The sequence below is a fragment of the Lentzea alba genome (assembly GCF_047445655.1).
Classification (GTDB): Bacteria; Actinomycetota; Actinomycetes; order Mycobacteriales; family Pseudonocardiaceae; genus Lentzea; species Lentzea alba_A.
On the sequence record NZ_JAJAEG010000016.1, the window covers coordinates 1 to 21,865 of the forward strand.

A 21,865-nucleotide genomic window follows, 5' to 3' on the forward strand; every position below is an offset into this window, starting at 1 on the left:
CTAGTGTCCTGCGCCGGAAATCCCATGACTAAGTCTAGTCTGGGTGGATGGCGCGGACTGGACGGCCGAAGGTCGAGTTGGTGTTGACCGCTGACGAGCGGGAGACGCTGGAGCGGTGGGCGCGACGGGCGACGAGTTCGCAAGCGCTGGCGCTGCGGTGCCGGGTCGTGTTGGCGTGCGCGGAGGGTTTGTCCAATGTGGAGGCCGCGGCCCGGCTGGGTGTGCATCGGACGATGGTGGGCAAGTGGCGTGCCCGGTTCGCGGACGGGCGCCTGGACGCGCTGATGGATGAGGACAGGCCGGGCCGGCCGCCGTCGATCACGGTGGACCAGGTGGAGGAGGTGATCGTGGCGACGCTGGAGGAGATTCCGCGCGATGCCACGCATTGGTCGCGGGCGTCGATGGCGGAGCGGTCGGGGTTGAGCAAGTCGACCATCGGCCGGATCTGGCGTGACTTCGGGCTCAAGCCTCATCGTGCGGACACGTTCAAGCTTTCGACCGATCCGATGTTCGTGGAGAAGGTCGTGGATGTTGTTGGCCTGTATCACAATCCGCCGGAGCGGGCGGTGGTGCTGTGTGTGGACGAGAAGAGTCAGATCCAGGCGCTGGACCGGTCCCAGCCGGTGCTGCCGATGATGCCCGGCATGCCTGAGCGGCGCACGCATGACTACGTCCGCAACGGTGTCACCAGCCTGTTCGCCGCGTTCGACATCGCCGACGGCACGGTGATCGGCGAGCTGCACCGTCAGCACCGTGCCGCCGAGTTCAAGAAGTTCTTGATCACGATCGACAAGACTGTGCCCGCCGAGTTGGACGTGCACCTGATCTGCGACAACTACGGCACCCACAAGACCCCGGCGATCAAAACCTGGCTGGCCCGCCATCCCCGGTTCCACATGCACTTCACCCCGACCGGATCCTCCTGGATCAACCAGGTCGAACGCTGGTTCGGGCTCCTCGCCGAACAGAAAATCAAACGCGGCGCCCACAAGAGCGTGCAGGCACTGGAGAAGGATGTCCGAGCCTGGATCGCAGACTGGAACACCCATCCCCGGCCGTTCCTCTGGACCAAGACCGCCGAAGAGATCCTCGAGTCACTCACCCGATTTTGTAAGCGGATTTCCGGCGCAGGACACTAGTACGAGAGCACCATCTGAGGGTCGGCTTCTTGCGGTTGCGACTAAAGGTTGTCCCGTAACGCCGTCTCGGTGCGATCGATGATCTTGGTGTGGATCAGGTGATCAGTGCGGAGCNGGTCCGGCTCGCAACGTTGACGCGCGAACTCGCGGTCAGACGGGCGCATCGTGGTGCCGCCCCCGCGTCCTGCTCGGCGTGAGTTCACCGCCAACGTTGCGAGTCGCACCACTAACTCTTGGCCACCAACGTCAACACGTCGTACTTCGCGACCGACTCGCCCTTCTGGTTCGCCACGTCGGCGTCCCAGCGGACCTCGCCGTACTCCTGGTCCTCGCGCGGCGTGATCTGCTTGACCGTCAACGTCACCGTCAACGTGTCGCCGGGGAACGTGGGCGTGACGAACCGCAGGTTCTCCAGCCCGTAGTTCGCCAGAACCGGCCCGGGCTCAGGAGAGACGAACAACCCGGCGGCGAACGACACCACCAGGTATCCGTGCGCGACGCGGCTGCCGAAGAACGGGTTGGCAGCGGCGGCTTCCTCGTCCATGTGCGCGTAGAACGTGTCCCCGGTGAACGAAGCGAAGTGCTCGATGTCCTCCAGCGTCACCTCGCGCGGCCCCGCCACGACCGTGTCGCCCAGCCGCAGTTCGGCCAGCGTCTTGCGGAACGGGTGCACCGCGTCCTCGTTGCGCGGTGCTCCGGTGACCCAGCGGTTCGTGATGGCGGCCAACGCGCGCGGGCTGCCCTGCACGGCCGTGCGCTGCATGTGGTGCAGCACGCCCCGCATGCCACCCATCTCCTCGCCACCCCCGGCACGCCCCGGCCCACCGTGCACCAGCATCGGCAACGGCGACCCGTGCCCGGTCGACTCCCCGGCGTCCTCCCGGTCCAGCACCAGCAACCGCCCGTGCCACGGCGCCACACCGATCACGACATCACGCACGAAGTCCGTGTCCGCCGAGACGATCGAGCCGACCAGCGAACCGGCACCACGAGCAGCCAGCTCGACAGCATCCGAAACCGAGTCGTACGGCATCAGCGTCGACACCGGCCCGAACGCCTCGACCTCGTGCGGCTGAACAGCATCGGCAGCGGCACGCAACAACATCGGCGACATGAACGCGCCACGCTCGGCGTCAGCGTCCACAAGCGACAGAGCACCGTCGCCGTAGACCACCGAAGCGTTCTCCTGCAACGCCTTCAACGACCGGCGAACCTCTTCGCGCTGCTCCAACCCGGCCAGCGCACCCATCTTCACCGACTTGTCGGCCGGGTTGCCGATCACGACCTCGGCCAGCTTCGCCGACGTCGCCTCGGCCACCGCGTCCATCAGCGACGCCGGCACCAGCGCGCGCCGGATCGCGGTGCACTTCTGTCCGGCCTTGGTCGTCATCTCGGTCACGAGCTGACCCACGAACAGGTCGAACTCCGGCGTGCCCGGCACCGCGTCCGGCCCCAGGATCGAGCAGTTCAGCGAGTCGGCCTCGGCGTTGAACCGCACCGAGGACCGGATCACGGCCTGGTGCGTGCGCAGGTGCTGGGCGGTCGACGCCGACCCGGTGAACCCGACGAGGTCCTGCGGGGTCAGGTGATCCAGCAGATCACCGGCCGAACCGCAGACCAGCTGCAGCGACCCCTCGGGCAGCAGACCGGAGGCGAGCATCAGCTCGACCATCTTCTCGGTCACGTAAGCGGTCTGCGAGGCAGGCTTGATCAGCGACGGCACCCCGGCGATGAACGCGGGCGCGAACTTCTCCAGCGGCCCCCACATGGGGAAGTTGAAGGCGTTGATCTGCACCGCGACACCGTGCAGCGGCGTGCAGATGTGCTGACCGACGAACGTGCCACCGCGCCCCAACGGCTCAACCGGACCGTCGACGTAGACCTTGTCGTTCGGCAGCTCGCGCTTGGCCTTCGAGGCGTACCCGAGCAGCACGCCGAAGCCACCGTCGATGTCGATCCACGAGTCGGACTTCGTGGCGCCCGTACGCGCAGACAGCGCGTACAGCTCAGCCTTGTGCTCCTTCAGGTACAACCCGAGAGCCTTCAGCAGCTGCGCCCGCTGGTGGAACGTGAGCTCGCGCAACGCGGGCCCTCCGACCTCGCGGCCGTACCGCAGCGCCGCACCCATGTCCACGCCCGCAGATGAGATCCGGGCGATCTCCTCGCCCGTGACGGCGTCGTGCAACGGCGCGCCCTCCACCGAAGGCGTGTGCCATCCACCCGACACGTAACTGCGCAGCAAGCCCATCGAGCCAACCTCCTGAAGCGGGGGCCGACGGATCCGCGTCGACCCGTCCCACCGGCAACGTATCAGGGGCTGAACAGGGTGGTGCAGTGCTCGGCGAACGCCTGCGCACGGCGCGTCAGCGGCCCGTCACCCGCCCAGCCCAGCACGACCGGAGTAGTGGGCACGGCGTCGCGCAACGGCACCGCCACGACCTCCAGCCCCTCGTACGACGAGGTCACGACCGGCTGCTGCACGGTGATCGAATAGCCGATGCCGCGAGCCACGAGCGATCGTGCGAGCTCGAAGCTCCGTGCCCGGTGCGTGACGACCATCTCGACGCCCGCCGCCGCGAACACGGACCGGAAATAGCGCTCGCTCGGCGGGACGTCGAGCAGCACGAACGGGTCGTCCGCGAGCTCTCGCAGCGCGACCGCGCGACGCCGGCGCAACCGGTGGCCGCCGGGCAGCAGGACCTTCGGCGGCTGGTCGTACAGCGTGCGGAACGCGATCCCCGGCATCAGGTCCTGGTCGTAGAGGAACGCCACCTCGCAGCGTCCGGCGATCAGGTCCTCCTGGATCTCGGGCAGGCTCCCCTCGACGAACCGCACGGACACCGCCGGGTGCGCGCGCTCGAACGTGGCGATCGCCGCCGGCAGGTGGAACGGCGCGATCGGCGTGTAGCAGCCAACGGTGAGCACACCGCTGACGTGCTCACGCAGCCCGCGCGCCTCGGCACCCAACTCCCCCATCGCGCCGACCACCCGGCGGGCGTCCGCGAGAACCTGCGTGCCCGCCGCCGTCAACGCGGCTCCACGCCGTGGCGACCGCACGACCAGCTGCAGGCCCAGCACACGCTCAAGCTCGCTCAACGCCAGCGAGATGGCCGACTGCGAGACGTGACACCTCAAGGCCGCCGTGGTCAACGACCCCGTCTCGGCCACCGCGATCAGGTACTCGAGCTGCCGCAGCGTCACGTTGGGCAGATTCACAAGCTGAGCTTATGACTCCAACAAGAAACCTGAGCTGGTCAGAAGAGTGCAGTCCACGGAATCGTGCGACCTGTGACCCGACCGCACCGCCACCCGTTCGTCCCGTACACCCCGCCACGGCTGCCCATCGACGAAGGACTCGACTGCGGCAGGGCTTTCCACCAGCACCTCGACAAGCGCCGCTCCGTGCGCTGGTTCTCGCCGGACCCCGTTCCCAAAGAGGCCATCGAGCTGGCGGTCCGAGCGGCGAACACCGCCCCGAGCGGCGCGCACCAGCAGCCGTGGAGGTTCGTCGCCACCCAGGACCCCGAGCTCAAGAGGCGCATCCGCGAAGCGGCCGAAGAGGAGGAACGCCGCTTCTACGACCGCGAGATCCCCGAGTGGCACGCGGCGCTGGCAAGGCTGGAGACCGACGCGACCAAGGAGTTCCTGGAGATCGCCCCGTGGCTGGTGGTCGCGTTCGCGCAGAAGCACCAGAACGGCCAGAAGACCTACTACACCAACGAAAGCGTCGGCATCGCGTGCGGGTTCTTCATCGCGGCGCTGCACTCGATGGGCCTCGCGACGCTGACCCACACCCCGAACCCGATGACGTTCCTGACCGACCTGCTCGGACGTCCCGGCGAACGGCCGTACATCCTGTTCCCCGTCGGCTACCCCGCGGACGACTGCGAGGTCCCGGACCTGCACCGCAAACCGCTCGACGAAGCCCTCACGTTCGTAGACGGACTTGCCTGATCATCCCACCAGCGAGGACCATCGCTTGAGTGGACGAACTACGCGCGTTGCTGGCCAAGCACGCCCGGCCGGACTTGACCACGGCCATCCCGGACGTACTGGTCTCCAAGACCACCTTCGCAGGTCCACCGGCACCGAGCACGACCGGCACGATCCTCGCGTTCGTCGCCCAGGGCCGAAAACGCATCGCGTTAGGTGAGCGCGTTTACGACTACCAGGCAGGCCAGTACCTGGTGGCCTCGATCGACATGCCGATCACCGGCAACTACGTCGACATCAGCCCGTCCGCACCCGCGCTGGGCCTCGGCCTGGTCCTCCGTCCACAGCAGGTCGCCGAGGTGCTCCGGAGCAACGACCTGCCGCCCACCCAGGGCACCCCGGAAGGCCTCACCGTCAGCGACGCCACGCCGGAGCTGATCGACGCCGTGACCAGGCTCGCCAGGCTCCTCGACCAGCCGCGCGACGCGAGAGCGCTGGCGCCGTTGATCAAGCAGGAGATCCTCTGGCGGGTCATGACCGGTGAACAGGGCGCGACGGTCCGCCAGCTCGGTTCCCAGGACAGCAGCCTCAGCCACATCGCCAAGGCCGTGCAGTGGATCCGGGAGAACTTCGCCGAGTCGTTCAAGGTCGAGAACGTCGCGCGGATCGCGGGCATGAGCGAGTCGGCGTTCTACCGCAACTTCCAAGCCGTCACGGCGATGAGCCCGATCCAGTTCCAGAAGCAGATCCGGCTGCAGGAGGCCCGGCTGCTGCTCGCCACGAACCGGGACGTCACGAGCGTCAGCCACCGGGTCGGCTACGACAGCCCGTCGCAGTTCAGCCGCGAGTACCGGCGCCAGTTCGGCCTGCCGCCGAGCCGCGACGCCCTGCTCAGGCCGGAACCTGCTCTCTGACCTTCAGGTACACCGCGCGGACCTCCAGGGTCCGCTCGACCTTCTCCAGCACCGGCGCGAAGAACTGGCGGCGGTGCTCGCCGTCGCTCATCGAGATCACCGAGAAGTACATGCTGCCGAACGCCGCGAACAGCGTCGCGTTGCGCAACATCGCCGACGGCACGCCGGGGATGATCGACTTCTGCGCCGGCTCGCCGATCCACTGCGCGGCGATCTCGGGTGTCACGACGATCAGTCCCAGCACCACGAAGAACGAGAACAGCCCGAACCCGACCACGGCCGCCTGCACGAGCTGCCGGATCGCGAGCACGACCAGCAGGTTGCGCTGCTGCCGCCCGTTCAACCGCTTGGGCTGCAACGGTTCGGTGATCTCCACCGACTCCAGCGGAGTCCCCTTGCACGCACCCGTCAGGATCTCCGGCCGCAGGTCCTGCTCCACGCGCCCGATCTCGTCACGCAGGCGCGCGGCGGCCGCGAGCACGGTGATCGCGGCGAACAGCAGCACGATCAGCGAGACCCGCGGCCACTTCAGCTTGTCCATCGCCTGCCACAGCTCGCCGGTGAAGAACAGGAACAGCGTCACGAACAGCATCGGCGGCAGCGCTCGCCCCAGCAGATGCACGCTGTTGCGCAGGTCGGCGATGACGTGCCGGATGGCTGCCTTCAACAACGCGCCCAGCCCGTAGGTGGTGGCCAGCATCGTCGCCACGAAAGCCACCCCGAAGAAGAGGACGAACCACACCACGGCGAGAAGCCACTTGTACTCCGGGTCGAACTCCGGAGCTCCGGGCGCGGTCAGCCTGTCGTTGATGATCATTTGCAACACCGGCACGATCACCGGCATCGCCGCGTACCCGACCAGCAGCAGGATGGTCGTGCGGCGCGAAAAACTCGGCAGTCGCCGCACGAACAGCGAGAGCAGGATCCACGCGGACACCATCACCGCGACGATCACGCCGAGCAGCACCCACTTCGACGGCCCCTTGGGACTCAGCAACACGAGCCACGCCAGGCTGCCGACCGCGACGAACGTCAGCGCCGGCAGCATCCGCGGCAGCACGTGCGAGCGGAAGCCGTAGCCCTCGATCATCGTCGGCGCACCCTGCCGGACGAACCACTGTTCAGTGCGCCGCACGAGCGTCGTGGAATCCACGGCGTGGATCATGCCTCAACGGTCGAAGAACCGCGCCATCACGCTGAAGTAGTGCGTCGGGGCGATGCGGGCGAGCGCGTCGAACACGTACGCGTCCGGCCCGACCAGGATCCGCGCCTTACCCCGTTCGACGCCCCGGTGGATGATCTCGGCGGCCTTGTCCGGCGTGGTCAGCGCGACCTTCTCGAAGTCATCCGCCATCTGCTCGTGCGTGCGTCCGCGCCCGTCCGGATCGCTGTGGATGCGCCCGTTGCGGACGATGTTGGTCTTGATGCCGCCGGGGTGCACGGTGACCGCGGAGACCCCGGTGCCGCGCAGCTCCTGCCGCAACGAGTCGGTGAACCCGCGCACGGCGAACTTCGCCGAGCAGTACGCGCTGTTGTTCGGCATCCCGACCAGGCCGTAGACGCTGGACGTGTTCACGATGACGCCGTAGTTCTGCTTGACCAGCTGCGGCAGGAACGCCCGCGTCCCGTTCACCACGCCCCAGTAGTTGATGTCGAACAGCCACGAGTCGTCCTCGGGCACGGCGTTCTGCACGCTCGTCGCGATCGCCACGCCCGCGTTGTTGAACACCGCCGCGAGGGGCAGGTCCAGCCAGGCCTGCACCTCCTTGGCGAAGCGGTGCACGTCGTCCGCGTCCCGCACGTCGAGCACCCGGCTGAGCACCGGGCCCTTCAGCGACGCGGCTGTCTCTTCCAGGCCGGCCTCGTCGACGTCGGCGATGACCACCGGAGAACCGTGCCGGGACAGCCGTTGCGCCAGGCTGCGGCCGATTCCGGAGGCGGCACCGGTGATCACCGCTGGACGACCCGCGATCTTTCGCACCATGGCGTCCAGTAGATCAGCAAGCGCAAGCGCCCGTTCAGGTGCGCAGCTCGGGGAACTGCTCGTCGCGCCAGTCCTGCTCGACGCCCTGCTCCTCACGCGTGCGCAGGTCGACCCGGCGGATCTTGCCGGACACCGTCTTGGGCAGCTCGAAGAACTCCAGTCGCCGGATCCGTTGGTAGGGCGCCAGGTTCGCGCGGGCGTGCCGCAGGATCGCGAGCGCCGTCTCGCGGTTCGGCTCCCAGCCGGTGCTCAGCGCCACGTAGGCCTTGGGCACCGCGAGCCGCAACGGATCCGGCGCCGGCACGACCGCGGCCTCCGTCACCGCCGGGTGCTCGATCAGCACGCTCTCCAGCTCGAACGGCGAGATCTTGTAGTCCGACGCCTTGAACACGTCGTCCGTCCGTCCGATGTAGAACAGGTAGCCGTCGTCGTCACGCGATGCGATGTCGCCCGTGTGGTAGTAACCGCCAGCCATCGCCTCGGCGTTGCGTTCGTCGTCGCCGTGATAGCCGACCATCAGCGACATCGGCCGTTGCGCCAGGTCGATGCAGATCTCGCCTTCTTCCGCCGGTTCGCCGCTGATCGGGTCGACGAGCACGACCGGAACGCCCTGCAGCGGGCGTCCCATCGAGCCGAGCTTGACCTGTGCGCCCGGCACGTTGCCGACCGACAGCGTGGTCTCGGTCTGCCCGAACCCGTCCCGCAGCGTCAGGCCCCACTGCTTCTGGACCTGCTCGATCACCTCGGGGTTCAGCGGCTCTCCGGCGGCCACGACCTCTCGCAGCGACCCCGGCCCACCGCTCAGATCTGCCTTGATCAGCATCCGCCACACGGTCGGGGGCGCGCAGAACGTCGTGACGCCCTTCTCCCGGATCTGGCCGAGCAACGCGGCCGCGTCGAACCGGGCGTAGTTGTGGACGAAGATCGTCGCTTCGGCGAGCCAGGGCGCGAAGAAGCAGCTCCAGGCGTGCTTGGCCCAGCCGGGCGAGCTGATGTTGAGGTGCACGTCGCCGGGCCGGATACCGATCCAGCGCATGGTCGTGAGGTGCCCGACGGGGTACGACGTCTGGGTGTGCTCGACGAGCTTCGGGCGGCTGGTCGTACCGGAGGTGAAGTACAGCAGCAGCCGGTCGTCGGCCCTGGTCTTCGGGTGCGGCAACGGCCCGTCCGGCGCCTCGGCGGTCTCGGCGTAGTCCAGCCAGCCCGGCTCGGCGCCACCGACCGCGATCAGCACCGGGCCGTCCTCGAACTTGTCGGCGTCGGCCTTTCGCGCGATCACGTGCCGGACGTCGCCGCGGGTCAGGCGGTCCGCGAGGTCCGCGGGCCCCAGCGCGGTGGTGGTCGGCATGATCACCGCGCCGAGCTTCATCACCGCGAGCATCGACTCCCACAGCTCGACCTGGTTGCCGAGCATGATCATCACGCTGTCGCCCTTGCCGACGCCGTGCCACGCGAGCCATCGCGCGACCCTGTTCGACCGGCGGCGCAGGTCGTCGTAGGAGTAGGCGCGCTCCGACCCGTCCTCCTCGACGATGTGCAACGCGGTGGCGGTGTTGCCCTCGGCGATGAAGTCGAACCAGTCGTGGGCCCAGTTGAAGCTCGTGGCGAAGCTCGGCCAGCTGAACGACTCGGGATCGGTCAGCATCAGGTCGCGGGCCGCGCGGTAGGTGTCGTGGCTGGACATTGGTCGAGGGTGCGAGGACCTGGGGCGATCGGTATACCCCCGGACGGGGGTGCACCCCTTTTCGAGGGTGCGCCCGTGGGTGAGACTGCGAGACGTGCTGCCAGACCGTTTTCAGGCATTGCTGCCGCAACGCCTGGACATGCTCCGCCGAGCCACCGGGTTGCCCGTCGTGTTCGGCGGCGCCGTCACGCCCGGCCGTGACCTGTTGTTGAGCAGCTTCTACGGAACGCACGGCACGTCGTTGCACGGTCTGCGCGTCGGCACCGGGCGCGGCCTGGGCGGCACGGCGATCGCGATGGGCACGGCGGTCCGCGTCAACGACTACGCCACGACCCGCGCGATCACCCACGAGTTCGACCAGATGGTGGTCGTCAACGAACGCCTGACCTCGGTGTTCGCCTATCCGGTCACGGTGCGCGGCACCGTGCACGGCGTGCTGTACGGCGCCGTGCGCGGGCAGACGACCATCGGTGACCGGTCGATCAGGCTGGCCGGCGCCATCGCGCAGGGCTTCGCACAGGACCTGGACATGCCTTCTCCGCGCTCCCAAGCCGCCCTGCGGGAACTCGCCGAGCTCACCAAGCTCGTCGGCGACCCGGCGTTGCGCGAACGCCTCCGCAAGGTCCACCAGGACCTCGGCGGTGAGGCGATCGTGACCGTCCCGACGGGACTGACCCCGCGCGAACTCGATACGCTCCGCCTGGCCGCGGTGGGTGCGTCGAACCGGGAGATCGCCGCCGAGCTCGGGTTGAGCACCGAAACCGTCAAGGCCTACCTCCGCGGCGCGATGCGCAAGCTGGGGGTGCACAACAGAACCGCCGCGGTCCACGCGGCGAGGTCGACGGGAGCGCTCTGAATGTCGTGGTTCGAGAAGGCCGTGATCGGCACCGACCGCCTGCTCTACAAACTGACCGGCGGCAAGGTCATGACCGTCTCGCTCAGCAAGCAGACAGGGCTGACGTTGATCACCGTCGGGGCGAAGTCCGGTGAGCAGCGGCTGAACCAGGTCCAGTACGTGGCCGACGGGGACGGCATGCTGGTCGTCGGGTCGAACTGGGGCAAGCCGAACCACCCGGCGTGGACCGCGAACCTGCTCAAGACCCCGGACGCCGCCGTGAACGTCCGCGGCGAGGTCCGGGACGTTCACGCGACGTTGCTCTCCGGCGCCGAGCGTGAGACCGCCTGGCGCAAGATGGTGGCGGCGTGGCCTGCGTTCGAGTCCTATGTGGAACGTTCAGGAGGCCGTGAGCTGCGGGTGTTCCGCCTTCTCCCGCGCTAGCCACACGCAACCGACGAGCACGAGCACGCCGTGCGCGATCCTGATCGCGGGCGGGGTGAAGAACTGCGGCAGGAACAACGCGAACCCGGCGGCGAACACCCACGCCGCCGTCGTGCGCAGCTTCAGCGCGACCATGACCGCCGCGACGCCCATGGTGACCAGGCCGAGCGCGAAAGTCGTGACGGCGACCGGGTTGTAGCGCACGGCCTCGGCGAGTTCGAGCAGGTCGGGCTGCGCGGCGATCTCGTGCAGCCCGAAGTTCTCGGCGCCGTAGTACGGCAACGTGAGCCCGGCGCCGACCCAGAACGTGATCGCGGCCGTGCGGTGGATCTCCAGCAACGCGATGGGCACCAGGATGAACCCGATCATCGCGAACAGGTGCGACCAGACCCACGCCTGCGACCCCATCGCGGCGGCGGCACCTGCAGCCGTCGTCTCGTCCTCCCACGGGCGGAATGCGGGGTACAGCAGGAAAAGCAGGCCGGCGGCGGCGAGCGTGACTCTCATCGTTGTCCCCTGAGATCGTTGAGATACATGCGGACGAGCTGGTCGTAGGTGTCATCGAGGCCTTCGGGCAGGCCGAACCCGCCGTTGGACTCGATCGACGCGAAGCCGTGCACGATCACCCGCAGCCGTCGTGTCGCGTGGATGGCCTCGGAGCCCTCCAAGCCGTAGCTGCGCAAGGTCGCGAGCATGACCTCCATGAGCCTCATGCCCGCTTCGCGTTGCTGGTCGTCGTGCAAGGGGTCCATCGGCGCGGCCCCGTACCGCTTCGGGTGTTCTTGGACGTACGCCCGATAGGCGTGCATCAACGCTTCGACTGCCTGGTCGCCCGCGAGGCCGAGGACGGCTTCCGTGAACCGGCCGGTCATCTCCTCCAGCACTCGCACGCCGACATGGCCTCTGAGCTCGCCGAGGCTCGCGACGTGCTTGTACAGCGAAGGCGTGGCGACGCCGGTCCTGGTGGCGACGGCGGCGAGCGTCAGTCCTTCGACACCCTGCTCGTCGACCAGGTCCAGTGCGGCGTCCACGACCTTGGCGGTGGTGAGACGTGGGCGAACAGCCATAGCTCAAAAGCTAATGCCATTAGCCTGCCGTGTCAACACGCTGGGTCAAGCGGCTCCTGACCAGGTGAATGAGCGCGATGACGGCCATCAACGCGACGAGCCCGCACACGCCACGCCAGCCGAACCTGACGTACGCCTGCACTCCCAGCCACGACCCGACAGCGCCGCCGACGTACGCACAGGTCATGTAGGCGGTGTTGAGCCGTCCGCGGTGGGTGTCGCTCAGGGCGTACATGCGAATCGAGTTCGCCACCATCCCGCACTGCATCGCGACGTCGAGCACGAGCGTGCCGAGCACCAGTGCAACCAGCCCACCAACCCCGCCTGCCGCCCCGAACGCCAGCACTCCGGCCGAGGCGATCACCGCCAGCAGGCACACGAGGTTCACCGGATCCGACCCGCGCCGGTCCACGACCCGCCCCGCGATCGGCGTAGCGACCATCGTGACGGCGTTGACCAACGCCAGCAGCCCCACCGCCTGCGCGCCGAGGCCGTACGCCGGCCCGGTGAGCAACAGCGCGACACTCCCCCACACCGCGCTGAACGCCCCGAAGGTCATGGCCTGGTAGAGACACGACCGCCGCAGCTCGGGTTCCTTCTTCAACAACCGCAACGGTTCCAGCAACAGGTCCGGATAGGACTGCCGGGTGTGCGGCTCCGTCACCGGCAACGCCCGCCACAGCGCCACCGCCATCACGAACGCCAACCCAGCCGCCACGAGGTACGGCGCCCGCCAGTCCAGCCACTCGCCGAGCACCCCGCTGAACGTCCGCGCGAGCAACATCCCGCCGATCGACCCGGCGAGCATCGTCCCGCTCGCCGCACCCCGCCTGTCCGGCGCCACCATCCCGGCCACCATCGGCCCGATGATCGGCGCGATCACCGTGGCCACCCCGACCGCGACACCGGCGGCGAACAGCGGTCCGAACGACGGCGCGAACCCGGCCACTGCCAGACCCAGCCCGGTGATCGTGAACAGCGTCGCGATCAGGGGCCGGTACGGCAGCCGGTCGCCCAGCGGCACCAGCAGGAAGATGCCGCACGCGTACCCGATCTGGGCCGCGGTGACGACGAGCGCGGCCTGGTCGACGGGTATGCGCAGGCCCTCCGCCACCAGCGGCGTGATGGCCTGTGGAAAGTAGACGTTGCCGACCGCGACACCACATGCGACCGCCAGCAGCCAGAGCATCCCCCGAGTCATGGCCTTGACGCTGTCCGTCACGACCGTCCGGCGCAATCGGTTTTCCCTGCCGGTTGCAGGCCGTTCGCCCCATTGGCCGCAGGTCAGGTGACAAGTACCGTTGCTTCACGCGGCGTCGGGGCGATCGGCGAGGCGTCGGTCGAAGCCGGGAGTTCACCCCCGGAGGCTTGGCATGCGAGTAGCCAGACGCTGGGCGGCGGCCGCCACCGTCGCCGTCGGCGCAGCCCTGCTGGTTCCCTTCACCGCGAACGCCCACGCGCCCTCGGGCGCGATCTTCACGACGCTGCCGGACGGCAGTGAGGTCAACTTCAACCACTTCCCGTCCAAGCAGGACGTCTACCTGGACGGCGGCCCCGGCCCCGGCGCACCGCAGACGGCCGCCGGCCTCGACGACGGCACGTACGTGTTCCAGGTGACCGACCCGAGCGGCAAGGTGCTGCTGTCGACCGATCCGGCGCGCTGCCGCCAGTTCACCGTCGCGGACGGCGTGATCAGCGGTGTCGTCGACACGGACTGCGAGCACGTGACCGGGTCCGATGTGGACCACGCCGCCACGACCGTCCAGCTCTTCCCGTACCTCGACACGCCCAACAACGGTGGCGTGTACAAGGTCTGGGTCACCACCGTCGAGGACTTCCTCGCGGGCTGCGCGGAGTTCGGTGTCGCGAACGGACTGAACGTCGTCGACTGCGGCAACAAGGGCGGCAACCGGCACGGTTTCGTGCCGGCGCACAGCAAGACCGACAACTTCAAGGTCGGCGACCAGGTGATCGTCGAGATCGACACCCGCTTCTACCGCTGGGACGGCGCCGGACCGCTGGACGGCTACGCCGTGACGTGGACCGACACCAACGGCGCGTCGAACAAGAAGTGGTCCTACTACGCACCTGAACTGTGGGTCATGCACGAGGCGCACGTCGAGGCCGTCGAGGCCGGTCTGCACCAGATCTCGGTGGCGAACCAGCCCGGCTGCACCGTGCTGCGCGTCGACGTGCAGAACCAGCGCCTCAACGGTCCCGGCACCGTCGGCGTGCGAGTGTCCAACATCGGACAGGAAAAGACGATCTTCGTCGACGTCCGCTGCGGTTGATCCTGATCAGGTGGGAGCGCTCCTTGAGAGCGCTCTCATCTGCCTAAAAGCTGAAAACCTTTACACGTTGACCGAGAGTCACGGGGTGACAACACTTCCGAACCACTGGGCGCACAACTAAATCCCGGAAAGGTCGGTTCGATGCAGCGACGCATCGGGACGGCCCTCGCTGCCGCCTTGATGGTGGCCGCGGGGATCACCGTCGCCACCACCACCCAAGCTCCCCCTGCCAATGCGGCGGTGATCTGGGCCGACGAGTTCAACGCCCCCGCAGGCACGGGTGTCGACGGTGGCAAGTGGCAAATGGAAGTTGGCAACAACAACGGCAACAACAAAGAGTTGCAGTGGTACCGGTCGGGTACCTCCAACGCGGCACATGACGGCAACGGCAATCTCGTGATCACCGCCAAGCGCGAGAACCCGGGCCAGCAGTGCTGGAACGGTCCCTGCCAGTACACGTCCGCCCGCATCAACACCGCGGGCAAGTTCACCAGCACCTACGGCCGGTTCGAAGCGCGCATGAAGATGCCGCGCGGCAAGGGCATTTGGCCGGCCTTCTGGATGCTGGGCGCGGACATCAACACCGGCAACCCGTGGCCGGGCTCCGGCGAGATCGACATCATGGAGTTCCTGGGCCACCAGCAGAACACCACGTACGGCACCATCCACGGTCCCGGCTACAGCGGTTCCGGCGGTCTGCTGCACCAGTACAACGGCCCGAACTTCGCCGACGGCTTCCACAACTTCGCCGTCGACTGGCGTCCGGGTGAGATCGTGTGGTCGGTGGACGGCAACGTCTACGGCCGCAAGACTCCCGCCGACCTCGGTGGCCGCCAGTGGGTGTTCAACAAGCCGTTCTTCATCATCATCAACCTCGCGGTCGGTGGTGAGTGGCCGGGCTACCCGGACGGCAGCACGACGTTCCCGCAGCAGCTCCTGGTCGACTGGGTCCGCGTCTCCAACGACAGCCCGCCGCCCAGCGGTGGCACGGAGATCCGCGGCATCGGCGGCAAGTGCGTCGACGTGCCCTGGGCGAACACCGCCAACGGCACGCCCATCCAGATCACCGGGTGCAACGGCAACGCCGCCCAGAAGTGGAGCCGTCCCGGTGACGGCACCATCCGCGCGCTGGGCAAGTGCCTCGACGTGAACGGCGGCGGTGTCGCGAACGGCACCGTGGTCCAGCTCTGGGACTGCAACGGGTCCCCTGCCCAGCAATGGGTCGTCAGCGGAGCACAGGACATCGTGAACCCGCAGGCCAACAAATGCCTGGACGCCGTGGGAGGTTCCTCGGCGGACGGCACAAGACTCCACATCTGGGACTGCCTCGGCGTCGCCAGCCAGAAGTGGCAGGTATGAGGTTTCTCCCGGCCCGGTAGCGCATGACCGGTCCGGGAGATCACTGCGCTGGACGAGAACCCCTGCGGCGGAAGGGTTCGCGTCCAGCGCTTCTTCATGCTCTGAGCCTTGCCACAGCCCAGTCCTGCACGGCAACGCCCACCGACTTGAACACCGTGCGGCCCTCGCGCAACGGCGGATTTCCCAGCGCCGCACCGAGTTCGACGAGCGACTCCAGCCTGAGCACACCTGACCGCACCGCCCGGATGATCTCCCCGGCCTCACTCAGCGCCGCCTCGACCTGGTCCACCACAACGACTCCCGCCGTCGTGAGCAGGTCCTCCGGCAGTTCCCGCATCACCGGCCGGTAGGAGCCGATCGCGTTGACGTGCACCCGTTCCTTGAGCGCGTCCGCACGGAACAAGGGCACCGTCGACGCCGTCGCGCAACACACGACATCCGCGTCCTGGACGGCTTCCTCGGCGTTCGGCGCCAGGTCCATCACCGTGTCCGGCAGCTCGTCCTTCAGGCTCTCCAGCAACGCCTCGGCCTTCTTGGCGTTGCGGTTGAACACGACGAGCTTCTTCAACGGCCGCACGGCGTGCACGGCCCGCACCTGGTCAGCCGCCTGCGCGCCGGCGCCCAGGAGCGCGAGATGTGAGGCGTCCTCGTCCGCGAGCAGATCCGTCGCCACACCGACGACCGCACCCGTGCGCAGCGTGGTGAGCGGCACCGCGTCGGTCGCGAACTGCCCGTCCGGGTGCGAGAAGACGACGGTGCCGGTGATGACCGGGTCGCGCTCGATCTCGATGCTGATCACCTTGACCGCGGTGGACCTCGTCGGCCGGTGGTGCACCGCCATGACCAGCGAACGGCTCTCGCTGAACGCCTGCCGCGGCGGCAGGTCGAACTCCCCCGCGGTCAGTCCGATGAACGCTTCGCGAACGGCTTCGATCGCCGCGGGCATCGTCATGGTTCGGATGGTAACGACCGGGCCCCGGCTGGGGTCCGGGGCCCGGTCGCGGGCTCATCTCAGAAGCACTCGAGCTCGAACTCGTCGTACCGGATGACCTGCGGTGAGTGGTGCTGCGCGCCCATGATGGCCTGCACGTACACGTAGTCCGTGCCGCTCAGGTCGAACCTCCTCGACACGGTCTGCGACCACTGCCCCTGCGGCACGAAGTTCCCGCCGCCGCTGGCGAGCAGCACCCACCCGTTGGGGTTCCACACCTGCAGGGTCATCCGCTCCTCGGAGTTCTGCGGGTTCGCCCAGAACCGCGCCTCGCAGTCCGTGCGATCCGCCCAGTCGCGCACGACGAACTGCCGGGCCTGCGCCGCCCAGCCGCCGCCCGCGAACAGCCAACCGTTGTTCGACCCCTTGTAGGCGTGCACGCCGTCGGTCTCGATGCCGCCGGTCGCGTAACCGCCGGTCTCACCGACCCACCGCTCGCCGTAGTTGCCCTCGTAGCCGTCACTCTCGAAGTTCGGCGCGGCGTGAGCGGTGCCCGTGAACACCGCCATCAACGCCACCACAGCCGTCATCGCCATTGCACGCATGTTTCTCTGTCCCCCAAGGCCAGATCTCCCCTTGGTGGAACCGTACTTGCGCATGCACGGCCGTGTTGCTGGATCAGCCGCACTCCAGCTCGAACTCGTCGAGCCGCACGACCTGCCCCTGCGCGGTGCCGTCGCCGTAAATCCCCTGCACGAACACCGAACCGATGTTGGTCAGGTTGAACGGCCCCGCCACGATCTGCCCGTAGTCCCCGGCCGCCACCTTCTGCGACTTGGACACCACGATCGTCCAGTTGGGCGTCGTGTTGGGGTTCCACACCTGCAGACCCACGTCGGCCGTACGGCTCTCCGGGTTCGCCCACACCCGCGCAAAGCAGTTCGTGCGCGTCGTCCAGTTGTTCACGACGAACTGCCGGCTGTGCGCCGCCGCACCCCCGCTGCGGGCGTACAACCAACCGTTGTTCGACCCCTTGTAGGCGTTCACCTCGTCGGTCTCGATGCCGCCGGTGGCCGCGCCCCAGGTCTGCCCGTGCCAGCGCTCCTCGTACTTGCCCTCGTAGCCGTCGCGGTCGTAGCTCACGTCCGCGTGCGCCGTCCCGGTGAACACCGCCGTCAACGCCAACGCGGCCGCCACTGCTGCACGCATGCTCTGCCCCCTCTTCCGATGTGCGTCCAGTGCACCAACTGCTCTGCGGTCCGCGCGTCGGCACAGGCGGCGGATTTAAGGGCACAACGTTGCCTAGTTAGGCAGAATGATCACCATGGGGACCGTGGATCCGTTCGGAACGTTGCGCAACGCGTTGTGGATCGGCGGGGCCCAGTGGGCCGGCAAGTCGACCGTGGCACGCATTTTGGCTCAACGGCACGGAATAACCGCCTACCACTACGACTTCCACGACGCCCGTGCGCACAATGACCGCCGCATCGCCCGCCGCCTGGCCCTCGGCGAGCCCGCGCCGCCTTCCAACGACGACACGTGGATGCACACGCCGCCTGCGGAGATGGCCGCGAGAACACTGGCCGGGTTCCCGGTCCGGTTCGAGTGGGCGCTCGACGACCTCCGCGCGCTCGTGTCCGGCCGCCCGATCCTCGCCGAGGGCTGGGGACTGCGCCCGGAGCTGGTGGCCCCGATCATCGACTCGCCGCGCCGGATGGTCGTCATGGTGCCGACCGCCGACTTCCGACTGCACCAGATCCACGTACTGCCGCGCGCACAGGCGATCGGCAACCCCGTCAGCGATCCCGCGCTGGGCCAGCGGAACCGTCTGGAACGCGACCGTCTCGTCGCCGAGGACGCGGTGCGACACGCCCGTTCGCTGGGCATCCGTGTGATCGAGGTAGACGGCACCCTTGACGCCAACGCCGTCGCGGACACCCTCACCGACCACTTCTCGCCTTATCTGGCCAGCGGAACAAACGTGGCGCCGCCGCCCGGTTAGCCCGAAAGCTGTACGCCGTGACCCCGCTCTTCGGACGAGACGACCAGCTGGCCGCGTGGACAGACGCGCTGGCGACCGGCCGTTCACTGGAGCTGCACGGCGAACCTGGCATCGGCAAGACCCGCCTTCTCGCCGAGTTCGCCAAGATCGCCCACACCCACGGCTTCACGGTCCTGCGCGGCCGAGCCCTCACCGACGCCCTGCTCCCGGTGACCCGCCGCGGCTGGCCGGAACTCCCCGCCTGCTACCGCGAAGCCCTGGGCGAACTGGTCCCGGAATGGCGCACAGGCGTCGCGGTCTCGCCCGACATCCAAGCCGAGGCCGTGGTCCGCCTGCTCCACACCATCAACGGCGTCCTGCTCCTCGACCACGGGCCCGCTCATCCACATCTCCAGGCGAACGCGGTGGTCGTCACCACTTCACGCGCGACCACCGGCCCCTCCCTGTTGCCTCGCTTGAGCCTGGACGCGTCCCTCGCGTTGATCGCTTCGCTGGGCGGCTCACCGTCTGTCGCTGCCCGCGCCGAAGGCCTCCCACTGGCAATCGTGGAACTGTGCGCCACCGGCTCCTCCCCCACCCTGGAAGCCTTCACGGCTGGGGTTCTGGCGACGTTGAACCCGGCCTGCGCCGAGGTAGCCCACGCCGCAGCCGTCCTGGACGACACCCTGACGTGGCAAGAAGTCCATCCCCTGACCACCCTCGACCCGGACACCGTCGCCGCCGCCCTGCGCGACCTGACCGCCGCGAACCTCCTGACCGGCAACCGCTTCCGCCACGGCCTGATCCGCGAAGCCGTCCTGAACCACGCCTCCCCCACCCGCACCGCCCGAACCTGGACGCTGCTGGGCCGCCACCTGCTCCAGAAGTCACCTTCGAAGGCCGCGGCCGCAGCTTCCCGCGCCGTGGACCTGGCCCCCACCAACGACATCCGCTCCGATGCCGTGGACACCCTCACCTCGGCCCTCGTAGAACTGGGCCGCTTCTCGGAAGCCCTCTCCCACCTGACCGATCCACCCCCGGAGGCCCGCTGCCGAGCCGCCCGCAGCGCCGTAGAACTGGGCGACCACTCGTTGGCTCTGACGCACCTCCTCGAGGCCCCTCTCCTGGACGGCACCGAACTGCTGCTGGCCGCCCGCGAAGCCATGACCGGCGACCCCTCCACCGCCGTAGAACCGTTGACACACCTACGTTCCCTACCAGGCTGGCGCGAACGAGCCGAACTGGAACTGGGCGTGATCGACTGCCTGACCGTCGCCAGCCCCTTCCGCCTCCAACAGGCCACCGCCCACGGCCTGCTGCGCACAATGGCGAACCACCACCTCTGGACCGTGGCAACGCTGTGCGGCGACCCCATCGACCTCCCACCCCCAGCCACCGCCGACCTGTGGCAAGCCCTGCTCACCGCCGACACAGCAGGCGCCCTGCACTACGCCGGCACACTGACCACGTTCCCCGAAACCCGAGGCATCCACGCCCTGCTGTCCACAGTGGACCACAAAGACCACCGCCCAGCCGCAACCCTGCTGGACAACGGCATCGGCTCGTGGACCAACCGAGGCCTGGCCCTGCTGTCCTTCGGCGACAACCACGCCTGGGAAGACCTGGACCGCACCCCCCTTGCTGGCCGCCATCGCCGCGGTCCTGGTCCGCGACCTGCCCCGCATCCGCACAGCCCACAGCACCTTCGTGGCTTCGTCCAACGCCCCCTGGCGCCGCCGCTGCGAACGGGTGATGCGCGAAGCCGGCATCCCAATCCCCCGCCGAGGCCGAGGAGACGCCGCCGTCCCGGCACACCTGCGCTCGCTCGGCGTGACGAGCCGGGAGATGGACGTCCTGCTGTTGATCGCCCAGGGCGCCACCAACGCCGACATCGCCCTCAAGCTCTCGGTGTCGCGGCGCACCGTCGACACGCACGTCCGCAACCTGCTGGCCAAGACGGGCAGCATGCGCCGAACGAACCTCAGCGCTCTCGTGTGAAGGTAACGAATACCGGCTCTCCATCGAGAACCTAGCAAGTCGTGCGAGGAGGGAGTGTCGCGTCTGTGTACCGCAACCCGTCCCAAGGTATTTCTCAGCCACAGCACCAAGGACGACTCAAATGCGGCTGAACTGCGCGAACACCTTGAAACAGCCCTGAAGGACCGCGGCTGGGACGTACTGGTCGACGAGGACGGTCTCAAGGGCGGCGACGAGTGGCGCGGCGTCCTCTACGAGTGGATCGCCGTCTGCGACGCCGCCATCGTGCTCATGACCGACAAGGCCCTCGCCTCGAGCTGGGTGCGCCGCGAGATCAACCTGCTGCTCTGGCGGCGTGCTCTGGGCACGCCTCTGATGATCATCCCGGCGATGGTGGCACCGACGATGGACACCGGCGAACCGGAATTGCGCGACCTCAAGAAACTGCAGTTCGAGCCCAACAAAGGCACGCCAGAAGAGTTCGCAAGCAAGATCGCCGAGCGGCTGCCCGACGTCACCGCCGAGTTCACCAACCCGGTCTGCAACATGCGGCGCTGGATCAGCGACGTGCTCGCGTGCCTGCGTGAGGTGACCGAGCAGGAGATGCTGGAAGCAGCCGCCACCGAGCTGGACGCGCACTACGAGGACCGGAAGTTCACCTCCGTACTCGCCGGCCAGCAGTTCCTCGCGCACTGGCTGCTCGGACCGACGTGCACGAGCAAGCTCCCCGCGGCCATGAAAGCGATCGCCAGGGGCATGTCGGTCAAGCTCGAAGGGCTGATCAGCCTGGTGGTGCCCGTCTGGGTGGACGGATCGTCCGCGCGAGCCTTGCTGCCGACGGGGAACCAGGTCTGCGCCACCTTGAACGCGAACAAGCCCAACACGGCCAAGCAGTACGTCCGCCGGGCGGCCTGTTGCTCGCTCGACTACCACATCGAGGTCCTCGACGTGGTAGTTGGTGAGAATCTGCAGGCCGATCTGCTCCGGGACTGCGAGCAGGCCGTGCGGACCCTGCTCGATCTCCAGGAGCCGTGGCCGATCGAAGGCGTGTCCCCCGTCGACGACGAGGTCTGCTTCCTGGTGATCCATCCGAACGGTTCACCCCTGGGGCCGGTGGCAGCCGTGGTCCGGACGGTGCTCGACCGGTACCCGTGGTTGAACGTGGTCCTGTTGACCGAGGAAGCAGTCGCGGACAAGTCGCTGCTCGACGCGTGGCAGCTGACCGAGGGAATCGTGCTACCCGCGTTGGCTCCTGGCGCGGAACTGCTGGCTGACCAGATGACGATGCGCCTGCGCAGGCTGATCAAGGACATCGCGAGTTGAGGG

At 68.1% G+C, this 21,865-nt stretch carries 21 protein-coding genes and 1 pseudogene; 11 read left to right on the top strand and 11 right to left on the bottom strand.

The window, feature by feature from the left end; all coding sequences use genetic code 11:
* Positions 1-47 precede the first annotated feature (47 nt).
* A complete protein-coding gene (locus tag LFM09_RS25835; protein ID WP_414099122.1) occupies positions 48-1,139 on the top strand; it encodes an IS630 family transposase in 1,092 nt (363 codons plus the stop codon).
* Between the two features lie 226 nt (positions 1,140-1,365).
* Here LFM09_RS25835 and paaZ read toward each other — a convergent pair whose 3' ends face one another.
* Both paaZ and LFM09_RS25845 read right to left on the bottom strand, forming a co-directional pair.
* On the bottom strand, positions 1,366-3,387 hold the full coding sequence (paaZ, locus tag LFM09_RS25840) for a phenylacetic acid degradation bifunctional protein PaaZ (RefSeq protein ID WP_414099123.1): 2,022 nt from the start codon (positions 3,385-3,387) through the stop codon (positions 1,366-1,368).
* Between the two features lie 62 nt (positions 3,388-3,449).
* Positions 3,450-4,355, bottom strand: a complete 906-nt coding sequence (locus LFM09_RS25845) for a LysR family transcriptional regulator (protein WP_414099124.1) — start codon at positions 4,353-4,355, stop codon at positions 3,450-3,452.
* A gap of 72 nt (positions 4,356-4,427) precedes the next feature.
* On the opposite strand from LFM09_RS25845, the gene LFM09_RS25850 reads away from it, so the two are divergent.
* Together LFM09_RS25850 and LFM09_RS25855 are read left to right on the top strand one after the other, a co-directional pair.
* Positions 4,428-5,093: a nitroreductase family protein gene (locus tag LFM09_RS25850; protein ID WP_414099125.1), complete on the top strand. Its 666-nt coding sequence runs from the start codon at positions 4,428-4,430 to the stop codon at positions 5,091-5,093.
* 29 nt (positions 5,094-5,122) lie between these two features.
* Positions 5,123-5,986 carry an AraC family transcriptional regulator N-terminal domain-containing protein gene (locus LFM09_RS25855; RefSeq protein WP_414099126.1) on the top strand — a complete coding sequence of 288 codons (864 nt, stop codon included), beginning with the start codon at positions 5,123-5,125 and terminating at the stop codon, positions 5,984-5,986.
* Here the strand turns inward: LFM09_RS25855 and LFM09_RS25860 are convergent.
* Genes LFM09_RS25860 through LFM09_RS25870 form a run of 3 tightly spaced genes read right to left on the bottom strand, consistent with a single transcriptional unit; the run spans position 5,964 to position 9,654 of the window.
* Positions 5,964-7,151 carry a hypothetical protein gene (locus tag LFM09_RS25860; protein WP_414099127.1) on the bottom strand — a complete coding sequence of 396 codons (1,188 nt, stop codon included), beginning with the start codon at positions 7,149-7,151 and terminating at the stop codon, positions 5,964-5,966. The two genes, LFM09_RS25855 and LFM09_RS25860, sit on opposite strands and share 23 nt — an antisense overlap.
* A 3-nt stretch (positions 7,152-7,154) precedes the next feature.
* Positions 7,155-7,970, bottom strand: coding sequence for an SDR family NAD(P)-dependent oxidoreductase (locus LFM09_RS25865; protein ID WP_414099128.1), 816 nt, complete (start codon positions 7,968-7,970; stop codon positions 7,155-7,157).
* 34 nt (positions 7,971-8,004) lie between these two features.
* Complete coding sequence (locus LFM09_RS25870; protein ID WP_414099129.1) at positions 8,005-9,654, bottom strand: AMP-binding protein; 1,650 nt, start codon at positions 9,652-9,654, stop codon at positions 8,005-8,007.
* A gap of 79 nt (positions 9,655-9,733) precedes the next feature.
* Here LFM09_RS25870 and LFM09_RS25875 point away from each other — a divergent pair, with 79 nt between their 5' ends.
* Positions 9,734-10,510 (top strand): LuxR C-terminal-related transcriptional regulator, encoded by a 777-nt coding sequence (locus LFM09_RS25875; protein WP_414099130.1) that lies wholly within the window; start codon positions 9,734-9,736, stop codon positions 10,508-10,510.
* Complete coding sequence (locus LFM09_RS25880) at positions 10,511-10,933, top strand: nitroreductase family deazaflavin-dependent oxidoreductase (protein ID WP_414099131.1); 423 nt, start codon at positions 10,511-10,513, stop codon at positions 10,931-10,933. It abuts the gene before it with no gap.
* On the opposite strand, the gene LFM09_RS25885 is transcribed toward LFM09_RS25880, so the two are convergent.
* The 3 genes from LFM09_RS25885 to LFM09_RS25895 are packed head-to-tail and all read right to left on the bottom strand — an operon-like array spanning position 10,889 to position 13,201.
* Positions 10,889-11,440, bottom strand: coding sequence for a hypothetical protein (locus LFM09_RS25885; RefSeq protein ID WP_414099132.1), 552 nt, complete (start codon positions 11,438-11,440; stop codon positions 10,889-10,891). The two genes, LFM09_RS25880 and LFM09_RS25885, sit on opposite strands and share 45 nt — an antisense overlap.
* Complete coding sequence (locus LFM09_RS25890) at positions 11,437-12,000, bottom strand: TetR/AcrR family transcriptional regulator (protein WP_414099133.1); 564 nt, start codon at positions 11,998-12,000, stop codon at positions 11,437-11,439. The genes LFM09_RS25885 and LFM09_RS25890 overlap by 4 nt, the downstream gene beginning before the upstream one ends.
* A gap of 19 nt (positions 12,001-12,019) precedes the next feature.
* Entirely contained in the window at positions 12,020-13,201 is a 1,182-nt protein-coding gene (locus LFM09_RS25895) for an MFS transporter (RefSeq protein ID WP_414099134.1), read from the bottom strand.
* A gap of 172 nt (positions 13,202-13,373) precedes the next feature.
* Here LFM09_RS25895 and LFM09_RS25900 point away from each other — a divergent pair, with 172 nt between their 5' ends.
* Together LFM09_RS25900 and LFM09_RS25905 are read left to right on the top strand one after the other, a co-directional pair.
* On the top strand, positions 13,374-14,291 hold the full coding sequence (locus LFM09_RS25900) for a hypothetical protein (RefSeq protein WP_414099135.1): 918 nt from the start codon (positions 13,374-13,376) through the stop codon (positions 14,289-14,291).
* Between the two features lie 141 nt (positions 14,292-14,432).
* Complete coding sequence (locus LFM09_RS25905) at positions 14,433-15,650, top strand: RICIN domain-containing protein (RefSeq protein ID WP_414099136.1); 1,218 nt, start codon at positions 14,433-14,435, stop codon at positions 15,648-15,650.
* A 94-nt stretch (positions 15,651-15,744) separates the two neighbouring features.
* On the opposite strand, the gene LFM09_RS25910 is transcribed toward LFM09_RS25905, so the two are convergent.
* The 3 genes from LFM09_RS25910 to LFM09_RS25920 form a co-directional block, all read right to left on the bottom strand.
* On the bottom strand, positions 15,745-16,602 hold the full coding sequence (locus tag LFM09_RS25910) for an ornithine cyclodeaminase family protein (RefSeq protein WP_414099137.1): 858 nt from the start codon (positions 16,600-16,602) through the stop codon (positions 15,745-15,747).
* 59 nt (positions 16,603-16,661) lie between these two features.
* Positions 16,662-17,177, bottom strand: a complete 516-nt coding sequence (locus LFM09_RS25915) for a hypothetical protein (protein ID WP_414099138.1) — start codon at positions 17,175-17,177, stop codon at positions 16,662-16,664.
* An 82-nt stretch (positions 17,178-17,259) separates the two neighbouring features.
* Entirely contained in the window at positions 17,260-17,790 is a 531-nt protein-coding gene (locus LFM09_RS25920; protein ID WP_414099139.1) for a hypothetical protein, read from the bottom strand.
* Between the two features lie 115 nt (positions 17,791-17,905).
* Here LFM09_RS25920 and LFM09_RS25925 point away from each other — a divergent pair, with 115 nt between their 5' ends.
* From LFM09_RS25925 to LFM09_RS25940, 4 genes and pseudogenes are all read left to right on the top strand, one after another.
* Positions 17,906-18,583, top strand: a complete 678-nt coding sequence (locus LFM09_RS25925) for a hypothetical protein (RefSeq protein ID WP_414099140.1) — start codon at positions 17,906-17,908, stop codon at positions 18,581-18,583.
* Positions 18,584-18,600: 17 nt separating this feature from the next.
* Positions 18,601-18,930: pseudogene (locus LFM09_RS25930) on the top strand (ATP-binding protein); the annotation flags it as partial.
* Between the two features lie 1,477 nt (positions 18,931-20,407).
* Positions 20,408-20,560: a helix-turn-helix domain-containing protein gene (locus LFM09_RS25935; RefSeq protein WP_414099340.1), complete on the top strand. Its 153-nt coding sequence runs from the start codon at positions 20,408-20,410 to the stop codon at positions 20,558-20,560.
* Between the two features lie 54 nt (positions 20,561-20,614).
* Complete coding sequence (locus LFM09_RS25940; protein ID WP_414099141.1) at positions 20,615-21,862, top strand: toll/interleukin-1 receptor domain-containing protein; 1,248 nt, start codon at positions 20,615-20,617, stop codon at positions 21,860-21,862.
* The last annotated feature ends 3 nt before the right edge of the window (positions 21,863-21,865 follow it).

What these genes read in the sequence shown, in the direction of transcription:
- LFM09_RS25885 (WP_414099132.1), bottom strand. Translation starts at nt 11,440, where the DNA reads ATGAGAGTCACGCTCGCCGCCGCCGGCCTGCTTTTCCTGCTGTACCCC.
- LFM09_RS25880 (WP_414099131.1), top strand. Translation starts at nt 10,511, where the DNA reads ATGTCGTGGTTCGAGAAGGCCGTGATCGGCACCGACCGCCTGCTCTAC.
- LFM09_RS25835 (WP_414099122.1), top strand. Translation starts at nt 48, where the DNA reads ATGGCGCGGACTGGACGGCCGAAGGTCGAGTTGGTGTTGACCGCTGAC.
- LFM09_RS25935 (WP_414099340.1), top strand. Translation starts at nt 20,408, where the DNA reads ATGGACGTCCTGCTGTTGATCGCCCAGGGCGCCACCAACGCCGACATC.
- LFM09_RS25890 (WP_414099133.1), bottom strand. Translation starts at nt 12,000, where the DNA reads ATGGCTGTTCGCCCACGTCTCACCACCGCCAAGGTCGTGGACGCCGCA.
- LFM09_RS25910 (WP_414099137.1), bottom strand. Translation starts at nt 16,602, where the DNA reads ATGACGATGCCCGCGGCGATCGAAGCCGTTCGCGAAGCGTTCATCGGA.
- LFM09_RS25905 (WP_414099136.1), top strand. Translation starts at nt 14,433, where the DNA reads ATGCAGCGACGCATCGGGACGGCCCTCGCTGCCGCCTTGATGGTGGCC.
- LFM09_RS25900 (WP_414099135.1), top strand. Translation starts at nt 13,374, where the DNA reads ATGCGAGTAGCCAGACGCTGGGCGGCGGCCGCCACCGTCGCCGTCGGC.
- LFM09_RS25860 (WP_414099127.1), bottom strand. Translation starts at nt 7,151, where the DNA reads ATGATCCACGCCGTGGATTCCACGACGCTCGTGCGGCGCACTGAACAG.
- paaZ (WP_414099123.1), bottom strand. Translation starts at nt 3,387, where the DNA reads ATGGGCTTGCTGCGCAGTTACGTGTCGGGTGGATGGCACACGCCTTCG.
- LFM09_RS25915 (WP_414099138.1), bottom strand. Translation starts at nt 17,177, where the DNA reads ATGGCGATGACGGCTGTGGTGGCGTTGATGGCGGTGTTCACGGGCACC.
- LFM09_RS25895 (WP_414099134.1), bottom strand. Translation starts at nt 13,201, where the DNA reads ATGACTCGGGGGATGCTCTGGCTGCTGGCGGTCGCATGTGGTGTCGCG.
- LFM09_RS25920 (WP_414099139.1), bottom strand. Translation starts at nt 17,790, where the DNA reads ATGCGTGCAGCAGTGGCGGCCGCGTTGGCGTTGACGGCGGTGTTCACC.
- LFM09_RS25865 (WP_414099128.1), bottom strand. Translation starts at nt 7,970, where the DNA reads ATGGTGCGAAAGATCGCGGGTCGTCCAGCGGTGATCACCGGTGCCGCC.
- LFM09_RS25870 (WP_414099129.1), bottom strand. Translation starts at nt 9,654, where the DNA reads ATGTCCAGCCACGACACCTACCGCGCGGCCCGCGACCTGATGCTGACC.
- LFM09_RS25925 (WP_414099140.1), top strand. Translation starts at nt 17,906, where the DNA reads ATGGGGACCGTGGATCCGTTCGGAACGTTGCGCAACGCGTTGTGGATC.